The 23,782-nt window shown below is 67.0% G+C and carries 20 protein-coding genes and 1 riboswitch; of the genes, 8 read left to right on the top strand and 12 right to left on the bottom strand.

Annotated elements, in window-relative coordinates; all coding sequences use genetic code 11:
- Window positions 1-2: 2 nt before the first annotated feature.
- A complete protein-coding gene (locus CYFUS_RS11360; RefSeq protein WP_095985243.1) occupies window positions 3-776 on the bottom strand; it encodes a BON domain-containing protein in 774 nt (257 codons plus the stop codon).
- 535 nt (window positions 777-1,311) lie between these two features.
- Here CYFUS_RS11360 and CYFUS_RS11355 point away from each other — a divergent pair.
- Both CYFUS_RS11355 and CYFUS_RS11350 read left to right on the top strand, forming a co-directional pair.
- Entirely contained in the window at window positions 1,312-2,322 is a 1,011-nt protein-coding gene (locus CYFUS_RS11355) for an SGNH/GDSL hydrolase family protein (RefSeq protein ID WP_157758387.1), read from the top strand.
- A 264-nt stretch (window positions 2,323-2,586) separates the two neighbouring features.
- Window positions 2,587-3,081: a hypothetical protein gene (locus CYFUS_RS11350; protein WP_095985241.1), complete on the top strand. Its 495-nt coding sequence runs from the start codon at window positions 2,587-2,589 to the stop codon at window positions 3,079-3,081.
- On the opposite strand, the gene CYFUS_RS11345 is transcribed toward CYFUS_RS11350, so the two are convergent.
- From CYFUS_RS11345 to CYFUS_RS11325, 5 genes are read right to left on the bottom strand one after another with little or no spacing between them, the layout of a single operon-like run.
- Entirely contained in the window at window positions 3,075-4,061 is a 987-nt protein-coding gene (locus CYFUS_RS11345; protein ID WP_095985240.1) for a HesA/MoeB/ThiF family protein, read from the bottom strand. The two genes, CYFUS_RS11350 and CYFUS_RS11345, sit on opposite strands and share 7 nt — an antisense overlap.
- The gene (locus CYFUS_RS11340; RefSeq protein ID WP_095985239.1) at window positions 4,058-4,654 is read right to left on the bottom strand and encodes a thiamine phosphate synthase; all 597 of its coding nucleotides are present in this window, start codon (window positions 4,652-4,654) and stop codon (window positions 4,058-4,060) included. The genes CYFUS_RS11345 and CYFUS_RS11340 overlap by 4 nt, the downstream gene beginning before the upstream one ends.
- Window positions 4,651-5,421, bottom strand: coding sequence for a thiazole synthase (locus CYFUS_RS11335; RefSeq protein ID WP_095985238.1), 771 nt, complete (start codon window positions 5,419-5,421; stop codon window positions 4,651-4,653). The genes CYFUS_RS11340 and CYFUS_RS11335 overlap by 4 nt, the downstream gene beginning before the upstream one ends.
- A 4-nt stretch (window positions 5,422-5,425) precedes the next feature.
- Complete coding sequence (gene thiS / locus CYFUS_RS11330) at window positions 5,426-5,623, bottom strand: sulfur carrier protein ThiS (protein WP_095985237.1); 198 nt, start codon at window positions 5,621-5,623, stop codon at window positions 5,426-5,428.
- Window positions 5,620-6,597: an FAD-dependent oxidoreductase gene (locus CYFUS_RS11325; RefSeq protein ID WP_095985236.1), complete on the bottom strand. Its 978-nt coding sequence runs from the start codon at window positions 6,595-6,597 to the stop codon at window positions 5,620-5,622. Before CYFUS_RS11325 ends, thiS begins: the two co-directional genes overlap by 4 nt.
- Before the next feature lie 71 nt (window positions 6,598-6,668).
- Window positions 6,669-6,772, bottom strand: a riboswitch (TPP riboswitch).
- 156 nt (window positions 6,773-6,928) lie between these two features.
- On the opposite strand from CYFUS_RS11325, the gene CYFUS_RS11320 reads away from it, so the two are divergent.
- Window positions 6,929-9,160, top strand: a complete 2,232-nt coding sequence (locus CYFUS_RS11320; protein ID WP_095985235.1) for a glycoside hydrolase family 97 catalytic domain-containing protein — start codon at window positions 6,929-6,931, stop codon at window positions 9,158-9,160.
- 114 nt (window positions 9,161-9,274) lie between these two features.
- Window positions 9,275-10,420 carry a DUF3089 domain-containing protein gene (locus tag CYFUS_RS11315; RefSeq protein WP_095985234.1) on the top strand — a complete coding sequence of 382 codons (1,146 nt, stop codon included), beginning with the start codon at window positions 9,275-9,277 and terminating at the stop codon, window positions 10,418-10,420.
- Window positions 10,421-10,507: 87 nt separating this feature from the next.
- Here the strand turns inward: CYFUS_RS11315 and CYFUS_RS11310 are convergent, their stop codons facing one another.
- On the bottom strand, window positions 10,508-12,112 hold the full coding sequence (locus CYFUS_RS11310) for a PKD domain-containing protein (RefSeq protein WP_095985233.1): 1,605 nt from the start codon (window positions 12,110-12,112) through the stop codon (window positions 10,508-10,510).
- 1,091 nt (window positions 12,113-13,203) lie between these two features.
- Between CYFUS_RS11310 and CYFUS_RS11300 the strand changes: the two genes are divergently transcribed.
- Window positions 13,204-13,746, top strand: coding sequence for a YybH family protein (locus CYFUS_RS11300; protein WP_095985231.1), 543 nt, complete (start codon window positions 13,204-13,206; stop codon window positions 13,744-13,746).
- A 131-nt stretch (window positions 13,747-13,877) separates the two neighbouring features.
- Here CYFUS_RS11300 and CYFUS_RS11295 read toward each other — a convergent pair whose 3' ends face one another.
- Complete coding sequence (locus CYFUS_RS11295; protein ID WP_095985230.1) at window positions 13,878-14,333, bottom strand: hypothetical protein; 456 nt, start codon at window positions 14,331-14,333, stop codon at window positions 13,878-13,880.
- A gap of 201 nt (window positions 14,334-14,534) precedes the next feature.
- On the opposite strand from CYFUS_RS11295, the gene CYFUS_RS11290 reads away from it, so the two are divergent.
- A complete protein-coding gene (locus CYFUS_RS11290; RefSeq protein ID WP_095985229.1) occupies window positions 14,535-16,979 on the top strand; it encodes a beta-mannosidase in 2,445 nt (814 codons plus the stop codon).
- Window positions 16,980-17,119: 140 nt separating this feature from the next.
- Here the strand turns inward: CYFUS_RS11290 and CYFUS_RS11285 are convergent, their stop codons facing one another.
- Window positions 17,120-18,583 (bottom strand): tetratricopeptide repeat protein, encoded by a 1,464-nt coding sequence (locus CYFUS_RS11285; protein ID WP_095985228.1) that lies wholly within the window; start codon window positions 18,581-18,583, stop codon window positions 17,120-17,122.
- A gap of 201 nt (window positions 18,584-18,784) precedes the next feature.
- The gene (locus CYFUS_RS11280) at window positions 18,785-20,194 is read right to left on the bottom strand and encodes a TIGR01777 family oxidoreductase (RefSeq protein WP_095985227.1); all 1,410 of its coding nucleotides are present in this window, start codon (window positions 20,192-20,194) and stop codon (window positions 18,785-18,787) included.
- A gap of 97 nt (window positions 20,195-20,291) precedes the next feature.
- On the opposite strand from CYFUS_RS11280, the gene CYFUS_RS11275 reads away from it, so the two are divergent.
- Window positions 20,292-21,200 (top strand): L-threonylcarbamoyladenylate synthase, encoded by a 909-nt coding sequence (locus CYFUS_RS11275; protein ID WP_232537495.1) that lies wholly within the window; start codon window positions 20,292-20,294, stop codon window positions 21,198-21,200.
- Window positions 21,201-21,308: 108 nt separating this feature from the next.
- On the top strand, window positions 21,309-22,349 hold the full coding sequence (locus CYFUS_RS11270; RefSeq protein ID WP_095985225.1) for a hypothetical protein: 1,041 nt from the start codon (window positions 21,309-21,311) through the stop codon (window positions 22,347-22,349).
- On the opposite strand, the gene hemH is transcribed toward CYFUS_RS11270, so the two are convergent.
- Together hemH and apaG are read right to left on the bottom strand one after the other, a co-directional pair.
- Window positions 22,294-23,370, bottom strand: coding sequence for a ferrochelatase (gene hemH / locus CYFUS_RS11265; RefSeq protein ID WP_095985224.1), 1,077 nt, complete (start codon window positions 23,368-23,370; stop codon window positions 22,294-22,296). The genes CYFUS_RS11270 and hemH overlap by 56 nt on opposite strands.
- Before the next feature lie 9 nt (window positions 23,371-23,379).
- The gene (apaG, locus tag CYFUS_RS11260; RefSeq protein ID WP_095985223.1) at window positions 23,380-23,763 is read right to left on the bottom strand and encodes a Co2+/Mg2+ efflux protein ApaG; all 384 of its coding nucleotides are present in this window, start codon (window positions 23,761-23,763) and stop codon (window positions 23,380-23,382) included.
- Window positions 23,764-23,782: the final 19 nt, after the last annotated feature.

Raw genomic sequence — 23,782 nt, 5'->3', positions numbered from 1 at the left:
CGCTACGAGCGGGCGACCTTCGTCACCGAGGTGCCGGAGATCCCGGTGTTGAATTGCTCGGGACTGCCCACCTTGAGTTGGTTGTGCACGTCCTTCACGCCGAGGACATCCTCGGTGATGTCCTCGATGGTGCGCTTGTCGCGGCGCTCCTCGACCAGGCCGGTCAGCGTGACTTCACCGTTCTTCACCTGCACCTCCACGTGCTCGGCGTTCACCCACCCGTGCATGAGCCGGTCGTAGATGTCCTCGCGGATGCGGTCATCCGAGCGCGTGTAGGCCTTGGGCCCCTTGCCCAGCTTGCGCAGACCCTCGCGGAACCGGTCGCCGAGCCGCTCGATCGGACCACGCTCGTTGAAGTCGCGGCGGCCGTAGAGGCCCTCGTTCCTGTCGCGCGCCCCGTAGGTCCCGTAGTCCCGGTCGTACCCGAGGTCACGCTCGGAGTACCCGCCGCCTCCGAAGCTGCCCCGCGAGGTGGAGTAGCCCGAAGGGTTGTAGTGACCTTGGTTATAATCGCCTTGGTTGTAACTCCCCTGGCTGTAATTGCCCTGGCCGAGGTCGCGGGAATAGCGGCTGGAGTCCTCGCGGAGACCCCGGCCGTAATCCTCGAACCCGCGGTTGCCGACCGAGTACCCCTGGCCGCCCTGCCACGGGCCGCGCTCCTGCCTCGGCCCCATGTCACTGCCGCGGAAGCCTTCGTCGAAGTCCCGCTCCCGGCCCGACCAGCGCTCCCGGTCTTCTCCCAGATACCGACGCGTCTCGTAGTCCCTGTTCGCCATGACGTGTGTCTCCTCGTGGTTGCGCGTACGTGTCACGTGACGGTGACGTTTCCGTTGCAGCTACCTCTCGGTGTCACGTGGGGCCCGCGATGCCCGGAGGCCTCGCGAGTCCAGGGCAAACTGGGCCCTCCTCGCCGGACGGCAACGGGTGGCCACGCATGACTCGGCAGGCCGGCCGCTGCACAAGTCACCGGCTCAAGGAGAAAACGGGCCCGGAGAATAAAATCAGGCGCGCACCCACAGCGGTGAGGGAGGGAGGCACTCCTTGAGGAGGCGCATGGGGTCCATGCTTCCGCACCGACAGGTTCTCCCCATGCGTCACACCGCCATCCTTCTCGATCGCAACCCAAACCAATGTTTGCTCATCCAGACGATCTCTCCGATGACGGTGAGGACCAGCGACTCGATGAGGAAACGGAAGTGGAACAGCGCATCCTCTCCTCTCGGAGTGAAATCGGCCCATGCGTTGGACAGGGCTGGCGGCTCTCACCTACACTCGACCCCCCAGCCTCACGCCACTGCCCAAGGTCCAGACATGCCCACCATCAGCAGGGTCATCATCTTCGGGGACAGCGTCTCCGATATCGGCAACATGAAGGCGCGCAGCCTGTCCAAGCTCCCCATGGTGCAGCTCAACAAGTGGGGCCGCTTCTCCGACGGCAGGAACTGGGTCGACTACTTCTGGGAGTCCCTCGGCGGGAAGATGTTCGACCCGAACGATGTGAAGGCCACCCTGGCGGAGTCGAAGCGGCACATGAGTCTGACGACCGCCGGCTCCGGCGGGCAGCGGAAGATGGAACTCGTCAACTACGCCGAGGGCGGGGCCGTCGGCTGGCACAAGTCCGACGGAGAGAGCTGGGGGGGATACTTCACGTCCTCCCTCCTCTCGACACTGAAGGAGCAGGTGAAGAAGTACAAGGCCGAGCGCGACAAGAAGTGGGACAGCGTCTTCCTCGACAAGGAGACCCTCTTCATCATCTGGATTGGCGCGAATGACGTCGTCACCGTCAATCGAGAGCCCGAGGCGATGCCAGGAGTCGCGGAGTACATCTTCAGCCAGGCCTGCGCCCTCCTCGATGAAGCCAAGGGCTCCCACGTGGTCATCATCGGCCTTCCCGATCCGCAGTACATGCCGCGCTTCTCCCCCAAGGACTCGGCTTCGCTTCGAAAGAAGATCTCGGCGGGCGCGCGCAACTTCAACAACCGGCTGTCGGAGCTGGTCGACACCGACGTCAAGTTCAACTACCTCCCCACCCGATCGACGATCGAGTTCTTCGACATCGGGCAGGTCCTGGGTCCGAAGTTCCTCGCCGAGGAGGGCTTCGCCCCATTCGCCCAACCGAAGAAGTTCAAGAAGGGGGACAAGGTCGGCAAGCTGATCGAGACCGCACCCCTCCTCCAGTACACCGACACGGCGCTGGACGAGGACTTCGACTTCGGCAGCGTCTCCGATCTCCTGCACCCCACCGAGGGGGTCTACTCGACGATCTCGGACGTCGTGACGGCGTACCTCTCGAAGGAATGTCACTTCAGCTTCGGCCGATAGGCAGCGACCCCGACCATGGGAGCATCCATCCTCGCGGCATGCGCAGCTCCCCGGCAATCCGCTCCCGCGATCGTCGGCTGGAGTCGGTACTGACAAATCTGGTCACTCCACTGGCCAGATTTGTCACTTCACAGGGAGCAGGCAGGCAGGTATCCAGGAATGCCGGCGGTTTGGCGGTGCCCAAACCGTTGGCATTCCGGGTGCTTTGGGCACCACGGTCGGTAGGAGCCCCTACCGGCCTTCATCTCACCCCCAAGGAGAACCATGCTGAGCAACATGTCCCCGACTTTTTTCAATGGACTGGCGGCCGTCACGGTGGCGATTCCGATCCTGGCCTGGAGCAGCGGCCTGCCGGTCCACAACGTCCGCTCGTCGGCCATCAGCTTCTTCTATGAAAGCAACCACACCCAGAACCAGTCCACCGACTACAACGTGGGAGCGAGCTCCGCGACGTTCGTCTGGCAGGAGAAATCGTTGCACGGATTCGGCAACCTGAGCACGAAGGGCTCGGCCAAGGACGGGACAGGCCACATGTTCGAGCTCAAGCTGGTGCGCATCACTTCCAGCGACGCCACTTCGATCAATGGCGAATGGGACGTGTTCAAGGATGGCGATCCCACGTGCGCCGGATGCAAGGGTTATCTCTACGTGTCCTCTCCGGCAGACAGCTACCAGTATCTCAAGGGCTACGTCGACAACGGCAAGGTGGGCTACTCCTTCTCTGGAAATCTCGACCCCAACACCCGCTACGACTACTGAGAAGCTCCTGATGGAGTGACAGCGGGGTCGCCCGCGGCGACGAGGGCGATGTCTCCGGGCCAGATCGCGGCGAGTCGTTCCGCCGCCCTCCAGGCACGAAGGCCGGAGCGGCACACGAGCACGGCGCGCTGGCCGGGTTCGGGCAGGTCCATACCGGGGCCGACCTGGGCCACGGTCAAGCGCCGCGCGGCGGGGTGGAGCAGCGGGGCCTCCTCCGCCCCGCGCAGGTCGATGGTCAGGTCTCCTGGCGTGATCTCCGAGGGGGAGACGAAGCGCGGCGCCCGCGCGGGCTCCTCCGCCCCGTCGAAGCGGAAGCCGCCCGCGCGGAAGGTCGCGGCGTCGAAGGTGACGAGCCGCCCGAGGACACCCGTCTCCCCAGCCAGCAGCGCCAGCGCCATCTGCGCCTGCAGCGCGCCAATCACACCCACGACGGGGCCGAGAACGCCGGTTTCGGCACAGCTGCCCAACCGCTGTGGCAGGTCGGGAAAGACCGCGCGCAGGCTCGGCGCGCCGCCGCAGAAGCCGCCCGCATGACCCTCGCGCCCCGTGACGGAGGCGGAGAGGAAGGGCAGGCCCCGCGCGAGGCACAGGTCCGAGAGGATGTAGCTGACCGCGAAGCTGTCGGCGCAGTCGAGGATCAGCTCGCCCCCCTCGATGAGCTTGGGGGCGTTGGCGGGCTCCAGCGCGGCCATCACGGGCTCCACCACGCTCTCCGGGTTGAGCCCGGCGAGGTGGCGGGCACAGGCTTCGGCCTTGGGCTGGCCGAGGTCGCCCATGCGGAAGAGCGTCTGGCGGTGCAGGTTGCTCTCCTCCACCCGGTCGGGCTCGACGAGACGGATGTACCCCACCCCCGCCCCGACGAGATATTGCAGCACCGGCGCGCCGAGGCCCCCTGCCCCCACGACGAGGAGCCGCGCCGCCCGGAGCCGCTCCTGAGCACCCTCCCCCAGCACGGCGGTCTGGCGGGCATAGCGGCTCATCGCGTCACCTCGAGCCATTCGGAGATCCGTGCCTCGGGGTTGGGGTTCAACGTGATGTCGGTCACGACCGAGACGATGTCGGCCCCCGCCGCGAAGACACCCGGGGCACGGGCGGTGCTCATGCCGCCGATGGCGACGAGGGGGAGTGCGCCAATCAGCCGTTTCCATTCCGTCACCCGTTCCAGCCCTTGTGGGTGCCACTTCATCTGCTTGAGGACGGTGGGATGGACCGGCCCCAGCGCGACGTAGTCGGGCGAGAGCGAGAGGGCACGGTCGAGCTCGGCGGGGTCATGGGTGCTGATGCCGAGGCGCAGCCCCGCGCGGCGGATGGCGGGGAGGTCGGCACCGTCCAGATCCTCCTGGCCCAGATGCACCCAGTCGCAGCCCTCCTCGATGGCGATCCGCCAGTGGTCGTTGACCACCAGCACGGCGCCGGCCTCGCGGCAGAGGTCGCGAGCAGCGGCGATCTGGCGGCGCAGGTCGTCCGGCGCGCGGTCCTTGAGGCGGAGCTGGACGAGCTTCACGCCCAGGGGGAGCGCCCGGGGCAGCCAGGCCACGTCGTCGAAGATCGGGTAGAAGCGGTCGAGCGTCACAGGAAGGCCTTTCCGAGCACGGGGGTGGAGGGGGCGGCCATGTCGCGCGGCGGCATCGGGTCGGCGCCGTGGGCGAGACGCCCGGCCTCCAGCGCCTTCGCGAAGCCCTCGGCCATCGCCGCGGGATCTCCCGCCCTGGCGACGGCGGTGTTCAGGAGCACCGCGTCGAAGCCCATCTCCATCGCCGCGGCCGCCTGGCTCGGCAGACCCAGCCCCGCGTCGATCACCATCGGCACGTCGGGGAAATGCGCGCGCAGGCTGCGCAGGCCGTAGGGATTGAGCAGCCCCAGCCCCGTCCCGATCGGCGCGCCCCAGGGCATCAGCACCTCGCAGCCCACCTGCAAGAGGCGGTCGGCGAGCACGAGATCCTCGGTCATGTAGGGGAAGACCTTGAAGCCCTCGGCCACGAGGCTCCGCGCCGCCTCGACCAGGCCGAAGGGATCGGGCTGGAGCGTGTCGGCATTGCCGATCACCTCGAGCTTGATCCAGTCGGTCTCGAAGAGCTCGCGCGCCATCTGGGCGGTGGTGACCGCCTCGCGGGCGCTGTGGCAGCCCGCGGTGTTGGGGAGCACCCGCACGCCGAGCCCCGCGATCAAGCGCCAGAAATCCTGCCCCGCCCGCGCGCCCCCCGCCTCGCGGCGAACCGAGACGGTGGCGACACCCGCGCCCGAACGGCGGAAGGCCTCGGCCAGAACGGCGGGCGAGGGATATTGCGCGGTGCCGAGCATCAGGGGCGAGACGACTTCGGTTCCGTAGAAGACCGGCATCGGCTCAGCCTCCCTGCCGGGGCGTCACGATCTCCACCCGGTCGCCCGCGACGAGCTGAAGCCCGTCGCGCGCGGCGGCGGGCACGAAAGCCTCGTTCACCGCGGTCGCGACCCTGGCATCGCCATGGCCCAGTTCAAGGAGGAGCGCGCCGAGCGTCTCGCTCGCCGTCTCGCGTGTCTCGCCGTTCACGGTGATCTTCATTGCAGGAGCTCCACGGGTTCGCCGGACAGAAGGTGGTCGGCCGCCATCCGCGCCAGGACCGGCGCCATCAAGTAGCCGTGGCGGTAGAGGCCGTTGAGGAAGAGCGTGCCGTCGCGCCGGATGAGACGCGGGACGTTGTCGGGGAAGGCGGGCCGCGCATCGGTGCCGATCTCGAGGATCTCGGCCTCTCCGAAGGCCGGGTGCAGCGCATAGGCGGCGCTGAGGAGCTCCATGACCGAGCGCACGCTCGCGCGCCCGCGCTCGGCGCTTTCGATCATCGTGGCGCCGAGCATGTAGACCCCACCGCCGCGGGGGACGAGGTAGACCGGGATGCGCGGGTGGAGGAGCCGGATCGGACGCGAGAGGGCGAGGTCGGGGAGGCGCAGCACGAGCATCTCGCCTTTCACGCCGCGCAGCTCGGGGAGCGAGTCGCGCGCGGCGAGGCCCCGGCAGTCGATGCGCTGGCCCTCGGGCGCGGTCTCCGCGAAGGCGACGCCGAGCGCCGCGGCACGGGCGCGCAGGGTGGAGAGGGCCACGCGCGGCGTCAGATGCGCCTCGGTCGGGAAGAAGAGCCCGCGGTGGAAGCGGCCGTCGAGCTCGGGCTCGAGCGCTGCGAGCGCCTCGCCGCCCATCCACTGGTGCTCCCGCGTCCGGGCGGCGAAGCGGTCGAGCTCGGCCCGGTCGCGGCCCAGGGCGAGCACCAGCGTGCCGCGGCAGATGACCTCCACCCCTTGCGCCGCCCACCAGTCGGCGGCCGTCTGGCCGAGCCGGATCACCGGCTCCTCGGCCGTCTCGCCCTCGCAGAAGGGGGCGAGCATCCCACCCGCCCACCAGGAACAGGCATGGGGACCTGGTTCGGGCTGGGGATCGACCAGCGTCACCCGCCCGCCGCGGCTCGCGAGTTCGACGGCGGTGCACAGGCCCATGACCCCAGCGCCGAGGATCGTGTAGCCGCTGGTTGTAGGCGTCCGCATCGTGCTTCCTCTCTTCGAGAACCGGCGAGGGTTCAGAGGAAGCTCCGGGGCCACGACCGAGAGATCGCGCTCCCCTGCTGCTCTCCGTTCCCTACGCCGGTCCTAGCCGGATCAGGTTCGATGGGTTGGCGCCTGGCCTCTCAGCCCCCGGGAAGGGGCACCCCAACGGAATGGCTCATGGCTAGCAGCCGGGCGACGCGACGGCAAGGGGACTCCCGCGCCACCAGCGCCATGACAAGCCGGGTCCGCGCACCCGACCAAAAAACGCCTTAAGCTGCTTAATCCATAAAATCCGTGTAATCTCGTCATTACCCCCAAGGAGAAACGTCTGATGCAATTCCTCCGTGCAGGATTGTTAAGTATTGGCCTGCTGGCGCTGCTTCCCGCCGACGCGTGGGCGCAATGGAGCGTGTCCTCGCCCAACGGCTCGATCAGCATTTCCGTCAACCGCAGTTCCGCCGGCGCCCTGAGCTACTCCGTCACGCAGGGCGGAGCCGTGGTGATCGAAAGCTCCGCGTTGGGTATCAGCACCAGCATCGGCGATTTCTCGAGCGGTGTGAGCTTCGTCGGCCGGAGCGACACCGTCATCAACGAGAGATACTCCCTGCCCGGCCGGAAGAAGGCGAGCTACGTCAACAACGCCAACGAAGCGCTCCTGCGCTTCTCGAAGGGCGGTCAGGAGTTGCAGTTGGTCATGCGCGCGTATAACGATGGCATCGCCTATCGCTATCGCGTTCCCGGAAGCGGCTCCCTCACCATCTACGGTGAAAGCAGCGCGTTCAACCTGCCGGACGCGGCGACGGGTCATGCGCAGTCCTACGTGTCGAACTACGAAGGCTACTACACGGCGCGCAGCAGCTTCATCACCGGCAATTTCGGCATGCCGGTCCTGGCAACGGCGGGCAGTCGGTGGATGCTGCTGGCCGAAAGCGACATCGGGGGGAGCTATCACACGGCACAGCTGGCCGGCGGCAGTGGGAACAATTTGCGGTTCGTCTGGCCGACCGCGGCGAGCGTGAATGCGTCGCGGCAGTTCAATAGCCCCTGGAGGCTCGCGGTCATCGGATCGCTCGCCAACATCGTCGAGTCGACCCTGGTCGAGAATCTGAGCGCACCGTCCCAACTCGCCGATACCTCCTGGATCCGGCCGGGCCGCGCGGCCTGGTCATGGCGAGCGGGTGGCAATCAATCAGATTACAACACGCACGTCGCGTTCATCGACTCCGCCGCGTCGATGGGCTGGGAGTATTACCTGGTTGACGACGGCTGGCAGGAGAGCTGGGTTCCGTCGCTCGTCAGCCATGCGAACACGAAGAACGTCGGCATCTGGCTCTGGGTGAACGACGAGAACGTCAAAACCGAGGCGCAGATGCGCACGCTGTTCAGCCGCTGGTCGGGCTGGGGAGTGCGTGGCATCAAGGTCGACTTCTTCGATGACGATCATCAGGCCACGATGCAACTCTACGAGAAGCTCGCCCAGGTCGCGGCGGAGTACCGGTTGCTCGTCAACTTCCATGGATGCACCAAGCCGAACGGTCTTGGCCGCAAGTGGCCCCACGTCCTCAGCCAGGAAGGCGTCTTCGGCGCGGAACAAGGAGAACTCTCCGCGTCGCACAATCTCTCGTTGATCTTCACCCGCAATGCCATCGGGCCCATGGACTACACGCCCGGCGCCTACTCGAACTCCGGCGGACAGACCACCTGGGCGCATCAGACGGCGCTGCTCGTCCTGTTCTCGTCCTACGTCCAGCACTACTCCGACCATGGGGCGATGTACCACAACAGCATTGCCCGAGAGTTCTTGCGCGCACTTCCGTCGACCTGGGACGACACACGCCTGCTGGAGGGAAATCCGAGCCAGTACGCCACGCTCGCGCGCCGGCGGGGAGATGACTGGTACGTCGGCACGATCGTCAGCGGTACGGGCAGGACGGCGGCGATTCCCTTGTCGTTCCTGACCACCGGCACGAGCTACACCGCGCACATCTATACGGATGGGACCTCGGACAACGACATCGCGTACCAGGTGCAGTCGGTCACGAGCAATAGCGTTCTCAACCTTCCCTTGAGAGCGAACGGTGGAGCGGCGATCCGTATCACGGCCCAGAACGTGCCAGTGGTTCCGAGCGCCATCTACAAAATCATCAACCGGCAGAGCGGCAAGGCGCTCGTCATCCAGAACGCTTCGAGGTCCGACACCGCGGAGGCCATTCAGTGGGACTACCTCGACAGCACCACCAACGATGAATGGCGCCTGGTCGACGTCGGCGGCGGATACTACAACCTGGTCAATCGCAACAGCGGTAGAACACTGGACGTCAGCGGCGCCTCCACCACGGCGGGAGCGCACCTCATCCAGTACACGAGCCGGGGTAGCGCCAATCAAGAGTGGCAGCTCGTCGACGTGGACGGCGGTTACGTCCAGCTCGTGAGCCGGAGCAGCGGCATGGTCGCCGACGTGGAAGACGGCGCCACGACCAATGGTGCGAACGTCATTCAATGGCCGTGGAACGGCGGCGCCAACCAGCAATGGCAGTTGGTGCAGGTCGGCAGCATTCCCTGATGTTCGCTGACCACGACGCGCTCTCGCGCACCGGTCTGGATTCCACTCCGGACCTCCTGCGGTGGCAAATGGCATCCTTTGACAGGTCCCGCCTGTCTTCCTTATTGTCCCAGGATGCGGAACAGGCTCCGGTGCGTCATCGCCGCCATGCTCTCGGCATGCACCCTGTTGGGGGTGCTGCTGGTGATGAACTTCGCCCCCATCTTCCTGTGGTCGATCACCCCCAGGACGCCCTTCAACGAGGCGCGTCCCCCCGCACCGCCCGACTACACCCAGCCCTCCGCCTGGAGCGCACTTCCCGAACTCCATGATCTCGCGGACACGGTGCTCCCGTCGAGCCCGGGCATCGATCAGTCCCAGGCACCCGTGGATGTCTTCTACATCCATCCCACCACGTATGTCGGTGGCGAGTGGAATGGCCCTGTCGATGAGGTGTCCCTCAACACGGCGACCGACCGGGTGGCGACACTCATTCAAGCAAGCGCCTTCAACGCCTGTTGCGCCATCTACGCGCCTCGCTACCGACAGGCGAACCTGACCGCCTTCACCGAGCGGAGTGCGGAGGGCCTGGCAGCGGCGGAGCTCGCCTACCAGGACGTCGCCGCGGCGTTCCGCTACTGGCGGGAGAGATACAATCACGGACGGCCCTTCATTCTCGCGGCACACAGCCAGGGAACCGTGCATGCCCGACGCCTCCTGCGTGAAGCCGTGAGCGGGACGCCACTCCGGCACCAGCTCGTCGCCGCGTATCTCCTTGGGATTCCGATGCCGGAGGGTGCGCTCCGGCAGAGCCTTCCCGACATTCCCTTCTGCGCGTCACCCGAGCAGACCGGCTGTCTCATCAGCTGGAACGCACGCAGTGCCGGCTACGCGGAGCGAATCCAGGTGCGGGATTCCGTGACGGACACAGAGTCCACGGGAGACCGCTCCCTCTGCGTGAATCCCCTGACCTGGCGGCACGACCCGGAACCGGCCCCCCGGGAGCAAAACGAAGGAGCCGTGTTCCTCGAAACGACCCCACCCCACGTGATGCCAGGTCTCACCGGTGCGCACTGCAAGGAGGGGAGGCTGGAGGTCCTCGTCGGCGGCGAACTGCCACGGGACCTCATGAGCCGGCTGCTCGACCACGCGCTGGGCAAGGGCAACCACCATCCCGTGGAGTTCCAGCTCTTCTACATGAACATCCGCCGCAATGCCTCCGAGCGGGTGGCGGCGTTCCTGCGCACGAGCGCCACCACGAACACACGGAGTGCCCCATAGATCCGACACCCTTCCCGGGACACCTGCGAGGCGGCGAGGCCTCGCCGGGGCACCCCACCCGGCGCTCGGTGGACGCACTCGCCGGGGTCAGCGCACCTCGAATTCGTAGATGCGCGTCGCCGGGTCGCCGTTCTGGGACGGGGTGGTCACGTTGAACTTGATGTAGCGCGCCGAGGTGGCGCTGATCGAGTGGGTCGAGGCGTCGGCGGTGTTGTTGGTCACCGTCACCGGGGTGCTCCAGCTGGTGCCATTGCTGGAAGTCTGGATGGTGAAGGCCTTGGTGTTCCAGGTGTTCGATTCGCCGCCCGCGCCGGCATGCCTGACCACGAAGCTGCTGACCGTCTGCACCGAGCCGAGATCGACCTGCAGCCAGGACGGAGAGGTCAACGAGCAGAACTTGTCGGTGGTGCCGCCGGAGACGCTGCCGTTGACCGCCTTGGCCGGCGTTTCGTTGCTGTTGCAGGCGCTGGAGCCGGTCGCCGGCTTGTTGAGCGCCAGGTTGACGTAGCCGGCGCCGACCGAGACGGTCTGGGTCTTGGTGTGGCTGGCACCGCCGTTGTCGGCCACGGTCAGGCTGACGTTGTAGTTGCCGGCGCTGGCGTAGACATGACTGGGGTTGGTCGCGGTCGAGCCGCTGCCGTCGCCGAAACTCCAGCTGCGCGAGGCGATGCTGCCATCGGCGTCGCTGGAGGAGTCGCTGAAGGTCGCGGTCAGTCCGCTCACGGTGAGGCCGAAATTGGCCACCGGCGGAGTGTTGCCGCTGACCGCGGTGTTGATCGCCGCCGCGTACTGCGCGGTCGTGCCCTGCGACCAGCACTTCTGGATGTCGTCATACAGCCACATGAAGCCGCCGCCGATGCCAGCGGTGGCCTTCCAGTTGCTCATCTTGCTCTGTACCGTGGTCGGACTGTCGCCGCTGCCGCAGCCGGTGCCGTGGCGCGACCACAGGCCCGGGTCGACGCTCATGCCCATCGCGGTGTTCCAACTGGCCGGATTGTTGCCAGCGCCGCCGTCGTACACCTGCAGGTAGATGTTATCGACCGCGCTGCCGAGGTTGTCCTTGAGGTTCTTCCAGAAGGTCTGATTGGTGTAGGGAGCGAAGGTGATCTTGTAGCCCAGTCCGATCAGCATCTGCCCGAACTGGGTGGTCGGGGAGAGGTCGTAGGCACTCTCGTCGTCGAAATTCACCGCGTCGGCGCCGGTGACGGTCTTCAGCACCTGGAAGTTGCGGTACAGGATGCTGTTGCTGCCAGTGCCGCAGACGATGGTGCTGCCGCAGCCGGCGGCGGTGCCGTTGACCAGCCTGGCCATGCGCTCGAAATCGGGAACACTCCAGGCGCCGGTCGACACTTCGATGCGATTGACCGAGGTCGGCGCGGTCTTGAGCGTGGCCAGCCGCGTCGGCCAGGCCGGGTCGCCGATGTAGGCGCCGTTCTTGACCACCGGGATGTCGTTGTAGACCAGGTCGCCGTTGTCCTCGATGTGGAAGCTCCACAGCATCACGGTGGTGAAGCCCGAGCCGCGCAGGTCGTCCATCACCGCGGTGCCGCCGGAATAGAACGGGCCTCCGCCGTAGATCATCGAATCGGCATGGGCCGCCGGCGCGCTCGCGGCCAGGGCGAGGGCGGCGAGCGCCGGCCAGGCTCGGCGGGCGGGACGGAGGTGGGACGAGAGTTGATTCAACTTCGGCATGGTGCGATCCCTTGCAATGAGCGTCATGGACGCAATGGCATCGATGTCGCCGGCCTCGGCGACGGGCCAACATTGCGAGCGCCGAGAGCGGAGCGTCGATATATTGGATCGACTTAAACAGGGAAACAAGGTTTTAACTGGATGCTGGTCGGATGACAGGGGGCTTGGGCCCGTGGGCAACCGCGGCCCGGCGCTCAACACCAGGCGAGCCACAGTAGCCCCTGCGCCGGGGCCCGCCGCTTCAACACGCACATCCGGGACCCCGGCGGCACGTCTTGCTACACGAGATACAGGAATCCCCACATGGACACCCTCGCGTGCAGACCTTGCAACAACCGCGAGAGGGCGGAGAGGTGGGCTCGTCCGGCGGAGCGTCCCACGTCGGCGGGGGCTCTCGCGTGAGGTCCACATCCGGCTTCGCCGCGGTCGGAGAGGGGGTGGACTCCGCTGGCTCACGCTTCGTGGGCACCACGTCCGGGCTCACCTTCGCCGTCCGCTTCTTCTTCTTGCTCGGGACGGGAGCCGGCGGTTCCGAAGCAGGGGTGGGTTGTACCTGCATCACGGGGGAGGCAGGGGGCGGGTTCGTCGGAGCCCGGGTACCCGGGGCCGTGCACATCGCGCAGGAACCGATCAACACCAGACCCAGCAGCACGGAACCACAACCACTACCCGAGGCTTTCTTGGAGGCCATGCCCCGAGCCTAACCCGCCACGAGACCGGCCCGCACACCACGCCCTTCCTCCTTTCGTGGTATTGACAGGAACGGACCAGGAGAACACACTTCCTTGCAAGCCGCGCAAGGATTTCGAGAGGAATTCGACCTCCGTGGGTGCTCGTCACGCGCGTCCGGGTTGGGTTTGACTCGTCAGCGAATATTGACCCTCCCTCGTGAAGGGGGTCGCGCCCCCCACACATCGAGCGATTCCAAGGGCTTCCACCGCGAGAGCATCTCCCTGAAGCCTGGACGCAGTGCTGGCACCCTTCTCGCACGTGGAAAAGGGCGCATCCCGCCGCTGAAACGGGTACCGCGAAGGCTGCACCATCCGGGAATCGTCGTTCAACTTGTGAGCCATTTTGTCTTCGAGGGAATCATGCGTACTCTCCAACTCTCCATCGCGATCGGCCTCCTGACGGGGGCCCTCGGCTGCGGCAACGCGTCGGAACCCTACCGCGATACGAAAACGACCCGGTCCATCGAGGGGCTGGTGACGGCCGACGAGCTGGCCATCCGCCAGGCCATCGAGGACTACGCGAACGGGTTCATCCAGGAAGACATGCAGATGCTGTTGGGTCTCTGGGACACCGTGAATCCCAGCAGCGTGACCTATGTCGCGGCGGAGCTGAACCAGCCCATCGTCGGGGTCACCAACCTGGAGCCCTACTACCAGAGCTTCCTGGACACGCTCATCATCAACAGCGGAGACATCAGCAACCTGCAGATCTTCCAGACGGGAGACACGGCCTACGCCTTCTGCAACTACACCTGGGTCTATGAGAACAGGCCGGGGAGCGCGGAGATGGTGCAGCCCACTCGCGCGACCTTCGTCCTGGTCAAGCGCAATGGGCAATGGCTGTATCAACACTTCCACGAGTCCATCTCGTTCGATTACGAGCCGCCCACCTCGCTGAGATAGATCTTCGTCCAGGCGGTCCCCGTCGCATCCCGTCGTGCGGCGGGGACCCGGCTCGAAATCAGAGTCTTTCGTTCATGACATCTCATCATGAACGAAAGAGCTACCTGGACGAAATGGGGCGATTCACGCCCTCAGTTCCAGCATCTGAAACCCAGCCAGGAAAACCCCTGGCCAGTGACCGACATATCGCTCAGGATACCCGTTTGGTATCCGTGATAGCCGCAGACCTCGTTCGCGGCGATATTGGATTCATACCAGAGCCAATAGATGGGAACGCCGGGGAGGGTTCTCCCTCCGAAGCTGAACCGCGTGTCATTGGAAGCAACGGACACGACCTGAACATTCGTGTTCGCGAGGCAGAACAAGCCGGTCAGACCATTGGCGCGGTCCTGGTGGCCCGTGAAGAATCCCGTCTTGTATCCCCGCCCCTGGCACAGGAACATCGCGGCCCTGTTGCTCCAGAAGTAGATCTGCTCACCGGGAGGGTCTTCATTGGACCTGTCATTGCCCCATCCCACGGTGTTGTAGAGTTCGGCGTTCGGAATGTCGAACCAGACAATCATGTCGGAGCTGAACACGAACTTCATCTTCGAAACCGCTCGGCACCATCGAACCAGATTCAAGTTCCCTCCACATCCTTGTTTGTGCTCGTCCACCAAGGGCCGCTCTTTCTCAAGCCCTGGGGTGACGACCCTCTACCTGTTGCGCCAAACGAATGCTGTAGTGCCTCCCCGAGAACGGCGTACAAGCAAGGTGCTCCACACGCACGAATGTGCTCAGAATACAAGATGCCTGAAACCACCCAAATCGACCTTGGTGGCATCTGGTCGCTCGATGCCGAAGGCCAACGGCCGGATCTCAAGATCACCCTACCGGGCGACGTCCATTCCGCTTTGCAGGAACAGGGCCTCATCCCCGATCCCTACTTCGGCAAGAACGAAGCCGAGGTGCAGTGGGTGGCGCACAAGGATTGGAGACTCTCGCGCAGCTTCCGACTGGACGCCTCCGATTTGGATGGAAGCTGGTATCTCGACCTGGATTTCGTCGACACGGTCGCGACCCTCCGCGTCAATGGAGAGAGGGTACTGGAGGCCGACAACTGCTTCCGCCGCTATCGGCCCGACGTGTCGAAAATCCTCGTCGCGGGAGAGAACACGATCGAGGTGCTCCTGCATTCCCCAGTCAAGGCCGGCAAGGCGGTCCATGATCGGCAGCCCTTCGAGGTGCCGTGGACCAGGAACTCGCCGATTCCATACGGAAACATGTTGCGCAAGCCTCAATGCCACTTCGGCTGGGACTGGAACATCGCGCTCGCGCCGCTCGGCCTCTACGGCTCGGTCAAGCTGCGCAAGATGGACCCGGCACGCATCGAACATCTCACGGTCAAGCAGCGCCATCTGGCGAACGGCTCGGTCGAACTCGACGTCGTCCTGACCCTCTTCGCCGTAGACCCGTGCGTGCTGCCGGTCGAATTCGAATTCGACGGCGAGACGGTGCGGCTCGATTGCGGTGCGAATGCCGGCGAGACGGTGCTCCACCGACTCTTCGTCGTCGAGCGACCGCGCCTCTGGTGGCCTGTCGGCAGCGGCAAGCAGGAGCTCTACGAACTCAAGGTCACGATCCCTGGCGAAACCGTAACCCGCCAGATTGGCATCCGCACGATCGAGCTCATCACCGACAAGGACGAGGCAGGCACCCGCTTTGCCTTCAAGGTCAATGGCCGCGAGATCTTCTGCAAGGGCGCGAACTGGATTCCGGCCGACGCGCTCTTCTCCAAGACGAGCCCCGAGAAGACCGAGGCGCTCTTGCAGTCGGCGGTCGACGCGAACATGAACATGATCCGCGTCTGGGGTGGCGGCTTCTACGAGCACGACGGGTTCTACGACACCTGCGACCGCCTAGGGCTGATGGTCTGGCAGGACTTCATGTTCGCCTGCAATCTCTACCCCTCGACACCCGAATTCCTCGACAATGTCGCGGCCGAGGTGGACTACCAGGTGCGGCGGCTCTCACATCACGCCTCGATCGCGCTCTGGTGCGGCGACAACGAACTCGTGGGCGCACTCACCTGGTTCGAGGTCTCCCAGAAGAACCGCGATCGCTACCTCGTCTCCTATGACCGGCTGAACCGGACGATCGAGGCCGCCGCCAAGAAGGCCAATCCGGAGATCATCTGGTGGCCATCGAGTCCGTCCCACGGCCATCTCAATTTCGGCGATGCCTGGCATGCCGACGGCTCCGGCGACATGCATTTCTGGTCGGTCTGGCACGAGAACAAGTCGTTCGATCATTATCGCGCGGTCAAGCCGCGTTTCTGCTCGGAATTCGGCTTCCAGTCCTATACGTCGAACCTGCTGATCAGCCGGTTCGCCGACAAGAAAGACATCAACATCGCGTCTCCGGTGATGGAGGTGCACCAGAAGAATCCTGGCGGCAACGAGCGCATCGCGGGCACCATGTTCCGCTATTTCCGTTTCCCAAATGATTTCCACAACTTTGTCTATCTCTCGCAAATCCAGCAGGGAGTGGCGATCAAGACCGCCGTCGAATTCTGGCGATCGCTGAAGCCCCATTGCATGGGCACGCTCATCTGGCAGCTCAACGACACCTGGCCGGTGGCCTCTTGGGCAAGCCTGGATCACGGCGGCAACTGGAAGGCCCTGCATTATCAGGCGCGGCGATTCTTCGAGCCCGTCAGCCTCTTCGCGATCCCGTCAGCCGACGGCAAGGTGATCGACATGGCCATGGTCAACGACACCCCCCAACCCACCGAGGTTTCGGCCGAGTTCTTCACCGTCTCGATGGATGGCCAACGCTCGCCGCTGACCACCGCGCGTGGCACCTGCCGGCCGGATGCTGCATCCACGCTGATTTCGCTGCCAGCCGACAGCGTGCCCGAGGGGCGCCTGCTCATGTGGTCCTATTCCGCTTCGGACGGTTCGTCGGGCAGGGGGCACCACGTCAACGGCACCTACAAGCAGCTCGAACTGGAGCCGCCGGGACTCTCTGCCCGCACGGTCCGGAGCGCCAACGGCAGCTACGAGCTCACGCTTTCGTCCAAGGGACTGGCACTCTTCGTGATGCTCGAGGCCGATATCGAGGGCCGGTTCTCCGACAATGCTTTCGATCTCACCGCGGGCGAAAGCCAGACCCTTCTCTTCACACCGGCAGAACAGGGGGCGGAAGCGGAATTCACCCTCCGCGACCTCCATTCCTGCCAGGCGGTCGACTGAAAATGGGCCTGATCCGTTTTAGTGGAGCGAGGTGGTGAAGTAGGTGCACCAGGACAGTCGCCGCACATACGGCAGCACTCGCGTGCACGCGGAGCTGCGTGCCCGCGGACCTGAGTTCACCCCTGTGTCGGACGTGGGACTCACTGCCCTGACGCAGGGTCGGATACGCGGCGCGGCGGTACTGGGCGTGCATGCACTGCCGCACGCCGGTATTCCGTCCGCTGTCCCAGGATCTGAAGCACAGCCTTCAGGTCCTTCCGCGTTTCAGCCCATTCGAGGGGCATGCGCTGCCGGGTCCTTACCTCCAGGGCCGCGCGGAAGGCGGCCACCGCCTCCTCCAGGCGTGCGGGACCAGCCTCACGCTCCCCGAGCAGCCGCAGCGCAATGCCCAGGTTGCTCTGCGTTTCAGCCCAATCGAGGGGTACGCGCTGCCGGGTCCCTTCCTCCAGGGCCGCGCGGTAGGCGGCCACCGCCTCCTCCAGACGTGCGGTGCCAGCCTCACGATCCCCGAGCCGCAGCAGCGCATTGCCCAGGTTGTGCTGCGTTGCAGCCCAGTCGAGGGGCACGCGCTGCCGAGTCCTTTCCTCCAGGGCCGCGCGGTAGGCGGCCACCGCCTCCTCCAGGCGTGCGGTGCCAGCCTCACGCTCCCCGAGCACCGTCAGCGCAGCACCCAGGTCGTTCTGCGTTGCAGCCCAGTCGAGGGGCACGCGCTGCCGAGTCCTTTCCCCAAGGGCCGTGCGGTAGGCGGCCACCGCCTCCTCGAGAGGGGCATTCTCTCCCGTTTGCCTGCCCACCAAGGTCAGTGCGTCCGCGAGGAGGTGTCTCGTCGAAGCGCGAGCAGCGACACTCCAACCCGGTCTCATGACACCATCCTGGAGGAGCTTCCTGACCTTGTTGATGAAAGGCCCGAGTTGGTCAGCAATGTAATGCCCCCGTTGATCCTCAAACTCGGCATGTTGGGTCAGCGCCAGGAGCTGAAGGAGCTTGCCGAGGTCCTCCCAGAAGAGGGAGGGAAGCTCGAAGCTCTCGCTGCCAAGCTGGTATCGCCCCCACCCCCTGTCGCGATTCACGTCTCTTGCTGTCGTCCAATAGAGCTTGGGCAGGCTCTTGCCATCATGGTGGAGGACTGTGCCCCAGAGCAGGATGTCGGCGCCTGTGGCCTGGAGGTATTTGCGTGCCTGCTCATGACCGGCGCTCTCCTCTACCTCGGGAATGGTCCCTTCGAGAGTCAGCGCCCTGTCGAGCTTGATGATTTGAATGCCTTCGAACTCCTTGAGCGCCTCCGAGACAAGGCGTTCGTTCTCGCCCCCGATGTCGTTTTCCAGATGAGTCATGGCGATGCTGAATCGCTGGGGGTCAGCCTTCGGGAGTGGTTTACGCGAGAGCAGCCGGACGAGGTCCGACACGACAGGCTGCTTCTGGACCTTCTCCCAGTTCCACCAGATGGAAGCGAGGAGGCCGAGGACGGAGAGTCCCAGCAGGCCCTTGAGCCCCAGCCGCTTATAGATCCTCTTCCGGACTTCCCCGTAGATGAGTGGAGTTTCTTCCTGCTTGGGGCGGCTGGCTTCCTGCGGCTCGGGGCTGGTCTCGTTTCCCTCAGCCATGGCAGCTTCCTCGGCGTCATGACGTCCGAACTCGAGCGTTCGGTGGCGATGGACGCTTCGTCTCTTCTTTCGGAGAACAGGAAGAGCAGATGTGATGTCCCGTTCCCGCAGGCCCCTCGGACCGAGGGAGGCTTGCCTGGCGTCCAGCACAAACCTCCGGCGATTCTCTGTCTGGCAGGCTGTGATTACGGGGGGGGGAAGTCACCCGTGACGGAAGCGGGGACCCTCCGTCGTCTCGCCGAGCGTGAAGCGCAGCGTCTCCTCCAACGAGGGGTGGAGGAAGGAGAACCCCTGGCGCAGGGCCACCCGTGGAAGGACGCGCGCGCCGCCCAGCAGCGTCGCCTCGCCCATCTCCCCGAAGAGCGTGCGCACGGCGGCGCCAGGCAACGGAACCACCGCCGGCCGCGACAGCACCCGCCCCAATATCCGAGCGAACTCCTCCTGACGCACCGGCGTGGGGGCCACCGTGTTCACCGCCCCGCGCAGCTCCGGCGTGAACAGGGCGAAGTTCACCAGCCCGAGCACGTCCTCCAGCGACACCCAGCTCATCCACTGCTGGCCCGTGCCGATGCGCCCTCCGGCTCCCGCCTGGAAGGCCGGCAGCATCTTCGCCAGCGCGCCCCCACCCGCCCCCAACACCACCCCCAGCCGCAGGTGCACCACCCGGATGCCCGCCGCCTCCGCCGGCGCCGTCGCCGCCTCCCACTCGCGCGTGACGTCGGCGAGGAAGCCCGTGCCCGGCGCGCTGGACTCGGACAACTCCTCGTCTCCACGGTCTCCGTAGAACCCCACCGCCGACGCGCACACCAGCACGCGCGGGGGACGCGCCAGCCGCGCGAGCGACTCGCACAACACCCGCGTGCCCTCCACCCGGCTGCGGCGGATGAGTTCCTTGCGCTCGTGCGTCCACCGCCCCTCGGCGATGGGCGCTCCGGCCAGGTGCACCACCGCGTCCACCCCCTCCAGCGCCGCCACGTCCATCTCTCCCAGCCCGGGCGCGAAGGCAATGTCCCCCGCCTCGGGTTGGCCCCGCACCAGCCGCCGCACCCGGTGGCCCCCCGTCGTGAGGAAGGGCCTGAGCGCGCTGCCCACCAGCCCCGACGCGCCACTGAGCGCCACCGTCAGCCGGGGCTCTCCCGCGAAGGCCGCATGCCTCCGGACATCCGCGCGCGTCACCGCGTGGCGGTAGGCGAACATCCGCTCCAGCCGATGCCGCGCGTAGCCGCCGCCCGCCACCCTCCCGAGCACTCCCACCGGCAGCGCGTACTCCACCTCGTCCTCCAGCACCGCGCCTCCCCCGGCCTCGTTCCACATCCGGTGCGTATGCACCCAGCGCGAAAAGGGCCCCGACTCCTGCACGTCCTGGAAGAGCGAGCCGGGCACATAGCGGGTGTGCCGCGCCGTCCAGGGCAGCGACACCGGCCCCACCTTCATGCGCAGCTGGATGCGCGTCCCCTCGTGGATGCCCTCGCCCTGCTGGGACACCACCTCGACGGGCTCCCAGGGAGGTGTCAGGCGCAGGAAGGCTCCCTCGCGCGCATGCCAGGCGAAGAGTTCCTCCGCGCTCACCGGCACCTGACTGCGCGCCTCGAACACCTGCGACTTGCCCATCGTCCCCTCCGGGGGCCAGATTGGCCCGACTGGAATGCTTACCTCGGACCTCCTCATACGGGCAGTGGAATTGCTGCGGCGCGGCGGTGTCATCGCCTTGCCAACGGAAACCGTCTACGGCCTCGCCGCCAACGCCGAGGACGAGCTGGCCGTGCGCCGCGTCTTCGCCATCAAGGGCCGCCCCGCCACCCATCCGCTCATCGTCCACGTGGCCGAGGCCCAGGCGCTCTCCTCCTGGGCCCGCCACGTCCCCGAGGACGCCTGGCGCCTCGCCGAGGCCTTCTGGCCCGGCCCCCTCACCCTCGTGCTGCCCCGCTCCCCCCGCGCCACGGACGCGGTGACGGGTGGACAGGACACGGTGGCCCTACGCGTCCCCCACCACCCCCTCGCCCGCGCGGTGCTGGAAGCCCTCGACGGAGGCGTGGCCGCGCCGAGCGCCAACCGCTTCGGCCGGGTGAGCCCCACCACGGCGGAGCACGTCCGGGCGGATCTCGGCGCGGACGTGGACCTGGTGCTCGACGGCGGCCCGTGCACGGTGGGCGTGGAGTCCACCATCGTCGACCTCAGCCAGGGAGAGCCCGCGGTGCTGCGCCCCGGGGGCCTCGCGGTGGAGGAGCTCTCGCGCGTCCTCGGGCGGCCGGTGCCCGTGCGCGTCTCCTCCACGGTGCGCGTCTCGGGCAGCCTCGCCTCGCACTACGCGCCCCGGGCGGGCGTCGTCCTCGCCGAGCCCTCGGAGGTCGCCGCGCGCGTGGAGTCCCTGCGCGCCCGGGGCCAGCGCGTGGCCGTGCTGGGCCCACCGGGACTGGCGCTCGCCCCCGGCATCCCCCGCCATGACGTCCCGGAGGAGCCCTCCGCGGCGGCACGCGTCCTGTACACCCGGCTGCGCGAGGCGGACGAGCAGGGCCATGACGTGCTGGTGGCCTGCCTGCCCCGGGCCGAGGGCCTGGGCCTCGCCGTGAGGGACCGGTTGAGCCGCGCCGCCGCGCCTCGGACTCCAGGCGAGTAGCATTCCTGCCCCGGCCGCCAATTTCAGGCTCCGGACACACTGCCGTAGAGTGCGCGGGGCTCCACTCCCGGAGCCCCCTCTCGCCGCCCTCCCCCAGGAGCCAGCCCCGTGAACCGGCGCCTCGTTGGCCTGCTCGCCGCCTTCTGCCTGATCTCCGCCTGCAAGGACGAGTCCGTGGGCCGGATCGAGCCCAGCACCCGTCCCCGCGGCGCGCCCGGCGCCCTGACCCCGCCCGCCCAGGCTCCCGTGCCCGCGCCGGTGGATCCCTCCAAGGTGCTGCTGCGCTGGAAGCTCGACGCGCCCACCGCCTACCAGCTCACCCTGTCCGCCACCCCTGGCGCCGCCCCCGAGCCCAAGCCTCCGGCCGCGAGCAAGAAGAAGAGCCGCGCCAACAAGAAGAGCCGCAAGCGCGCCGCTTCCCCCGAGGAGGGCTCCGTCGCCACCGCCGCCCGGACTTCCACCTTCTTCCTGCTGCGCGGGAGCACGCCCACCGAGGGAGCCCTGCCCTTCGCCCTCATCCCGGAGGCTCCGGCCGGAGAGACACAACAGGGGCGGATGAGCGAGCGCGGCTTCGTGCTGGAGGGACTGTCCGGGGCGATGCGCAACCTGGCGGTGATGGTGCTGGAGCTGCCCATGGACCCCGTGGGCCCGGGCTCCGCCTGGGTCCTGGCGACGGACCTGGTGGACATGAACGATCTGCCCGCGGGCTTCCGGCAGAAGAACACCCAGCACAAGAGCGAGGTGAAGCTCACCGCGCTCACCCCCCTGGCGGACGGCGAGCAGGTGGCGACGCTCGAATACGAGCTGTTCGAGAGCGTCATCGGCCAGCAGGGCCCGCTCAAGGCCAAACGGCGCGAGCACTCCCACGCGCACGAGAACGCGCCCCTGTCCGTGAAGAAGAACGCGCGCGGCAAGGCCGCGGCCGCCAAGACCCCCGAGACCCTGCCGGAGCTGTCCGCCGAGGTGCGGGTGAGTGGCCGGGGGCAGTTCCTCGTGAAGGCGGGCCGGTGGCGCTCCTGGGAGGCCCGGATGACCACGCGCACCGAGGGGCTCACCCTGCCCGGCCTGCCGGCGGGCGAGCGTGTGCTGAGCCTCAAGCCGGTGGAGCCGGTACCGGCGGAGCTGCTGCAACGGCAGGCGACGAAGTAGCCGCCGACTCGCGCACGAGCCTCACCACGGCATCCACCCAGGCCGGGTGGGCGTTGAGCGAGGGCACGAGCGTGAGCGACTCCCCACCGCTGGCGAGGAAGCGCTCCTTCTCGCGCACGCCCACTTCCTCCACCGTCTCCAGACAGTCGGCGACGAAGGCGGGGCACATCACCGCCAGCCGCTTGATGCCCCGCGCCGCCAGCTCCGGCAGCACCAGATCCGTGTACGGGCTCACCCAAGGCGTGCGGCCCAGGCGGGACTGGAAGGACACGCTCCAGCCGTCGGCGGGTAGCCCCAGGCGCGCGGCGAGCCCTCGCGCCGTGGAGTAGCACTGGGCGCGGTAACAGTGGCGGTTGGCGTCCGTGAGGGCGTCGCAGCACCCGGCCGATTCGAGGCAGTGCTTGCCGGAGGGATCGCTCTTGCGCACGTGCCGCTCGGGCACCCCGTGGAAGCTGAAGAGGACGTACTCGGCCCGGGCATTGGAGATGACGGGGCGGGCCACCTCGGCGAAGGCGTCCAGGAAGGCCGGGTGACTGTGGAAGGCGGGCACGGCGCGCACGTTGGGCACGTCCCAGGACTGGCCGAGCACCTCATAGGTGCGCGCCAGCGTGGAGCCCGAGGAGGACGGGGCCTCCTGGGGGTAGAGCGGCATCACGGTGAAGTCCGTCACGCCCCGCGCGCGCAGGCGCGCCACCGCGTCCGGCAGGGACGGGTTGCCATAGCGCATGGCCAGCTCCACGGCGTACTCGTCGGCGAGCCGCCCGGCCACGGCGGCCGCGAGGGCCCGCGAGTGCACCAGGAGGGGCGAGCCCTGCTCCATCCACACGGTGCGGTAGGCGTGCGCGCTCCTGGGCGAGCGGAAGGGCAGGATGATGAAGTTGAGCAGCAGCGAGCGGCCCACGGGGTGGATGTCCAGCACACGGGGGTCGCTGAGGAACTCGCGCAGGTAGCGGCGCACGGCGCCCGTCTCGGGGGCGTCCGGCGTGCCCAGGTTGACCAGGAGGAGACCCTTGAGTGGCATGGCGCGGGCTCAGTGCAGCGAGTGGGGCTGGGTGAGGGCGAACTCACCGATGCGGGCCTCGAACTGGCGGCCGTCGGGACGCACCAGGGTGTAGGAGCCCCGCATGGAGCCGAAGGGCGTGCGCAGCTGAGCCCAGCTCGTGTACTCGAAGCGCTCGCCGGGCTCGAGCCGGGGCTGCTTGCCCACGACACCCTCGCCCCGCACCTCCTCCACCTTGCCGCTGGCATCGGTGATGACCCAGTGGCGGCTGCGCAGCTGGGCCGGCTCCTGGCCGGTGTTGGTGATTTCCACCGTGTACATGAAGGCGTACTGGTGGGCGTCCGGGGAGCTGCGCTCCGGCCAGTAGGAGGGCTTGACGGAGACGCGAATGCCTTCGGTGGTGACGGAGGACATGGCCCCACCATTGGCTCGC

Origin of the sequence: Cystobacter fuscus, assembly GCF_002305875.1 — a bacterium.
GTDB lineage: Bacteria > Myxococcota > Myxococcia > Myxococcales > Myxococcaceae > Cystobacter > Cystobacter fuscus_A.
Note: the sequence above shows the minus strand (reverse complement) of the source record. Positions and strands in the feature narration are given on the sequence as shown.

Excerpts from the sequence above, each read along its gene's own strand:
- CYFUS_RS11310 (WP_095985233.1), bottom strand. The coding sequence starts at position 12,112 with ATGCCGAAGTTGAATCAACTCTCGTCCCACCTCCGTCCCGCCCGCCGA.
- CYFUS_RS11345 (WP_095985240.1), bottom strand. The coding sequence starts at position 4,061 with ATGAGCCGCTATGCCCGCCAGACCGCCGTGCTGGGGGAGGGTGCTCAG.
- CYFUS_RS11315 (WP_095985234.1), top strand. The coding sequence starts at position 9,275 with ATGCGGAACAGGCTCCGGTGCGTCATCGCCGCCATGCTCTCGGCATGC.
- CYFUS_RS11295 (WP_095985230.1), bottom strand. The coding sequence starts at position 14,333 with ATGAAGTTCGTGTTCAGCTCCGACATGATTGTCTGGTTCGACATTCCG.
- CYFUS_RS11300 (WP_095985231.1), top strand. The coding sequence starts at position 13,204 with ATGCGTACTCTCCAACTCTCCATCGCGATCGGCCTCCTGACGGGGGCC.
- CYFUS_RS11350 (WP_095985241.1), top strand. The coding sequence starts at position 2,587 with ATGCTGAGCAACATGTCCCCGACTTTTTTCAATGGACTGGCGGCCGTC.
- CYFUS_RS11280 (WP_095985227.1), bottom strand. The coding sequence starts at position 20,194 with ATGGGCAAGTCGCAGGTGTTCGAGGCGCGCAGTCAGGTGCCGGTGAGC.
- CYFUS_RS11355 (WP_157758387.1), top strand. The coding sequence starts at position 1,312 with ATGCCCACCATCAGCAGGGTCATCATCTTCGGGGACAGCGTCTCCGAT.
- CYFUS_RS11285 (WP_095985228.1), bottom strand. The coding sequence starts at position 18,583 with ATGGCTGAGGGAAACGAGACCAGCCCCGAGCCGCAGGAAGCCAGCCGC.
- apaG (WP_095985223.1), bottom strand. The coding sequence starts at position 23,763 with ATGTCCTCCGTCACCACCGAAGGCATTCGCGTCTCCGTCAAGCCCTCC.
- thiS (WP_095985237.1), bottom strand. The coding sequence starts at position 5,623 with ATGAAGATCACCGTGAACGGCGAGACACGCGAGACGGCGAGCGAGACG.
- CYFUS_RS11325 (WP_095985236.1), bottom strand. The coding sequence starts at position 6,597 with ATGCGGACGCCTACAACCAGCGGCTACACGATCCTCGGCGCTGGGGTC.
- CYFUS_RS11360 (WP_095985243.1), bottom strand. The coding sequence starts at position 776 with ATGGCGAACAGGGACTACGAGACGCGTCGGTATCTGGGAGAAGACCGG.
- CYFUS_RS11335 (WP_095985238.1), bottom strand. The coding sequence starts at position 5,421 with ATGCCGGTCTTCTACGGAACCGAAGTCGTCTCGCCCCTGATGCTCGGC.
- CYFUS_RS11290 (WP_095985229.1), top strand. The coding sequence starts at position 14,535 with ATGCCTGAAACCACCCAAATCGACCTTGGTGGCATCTGGTCGCTCGAT.
- hemH (WP_095985224.1), bottom strand. The coding sequence starts at position 23,370 with ATGCCACTCAAGGGTCTCCTCCTGGTCAACCTGGGCACGCCGGACGCC.
- CYFUS_RS11320 (WP_095985235.1), top strand. The coding sequence starts at position 6,929 with ATGCAATTCCTCCGTGCAGGATTGTTAAGTATTGGCCTGCTGGCGCTG.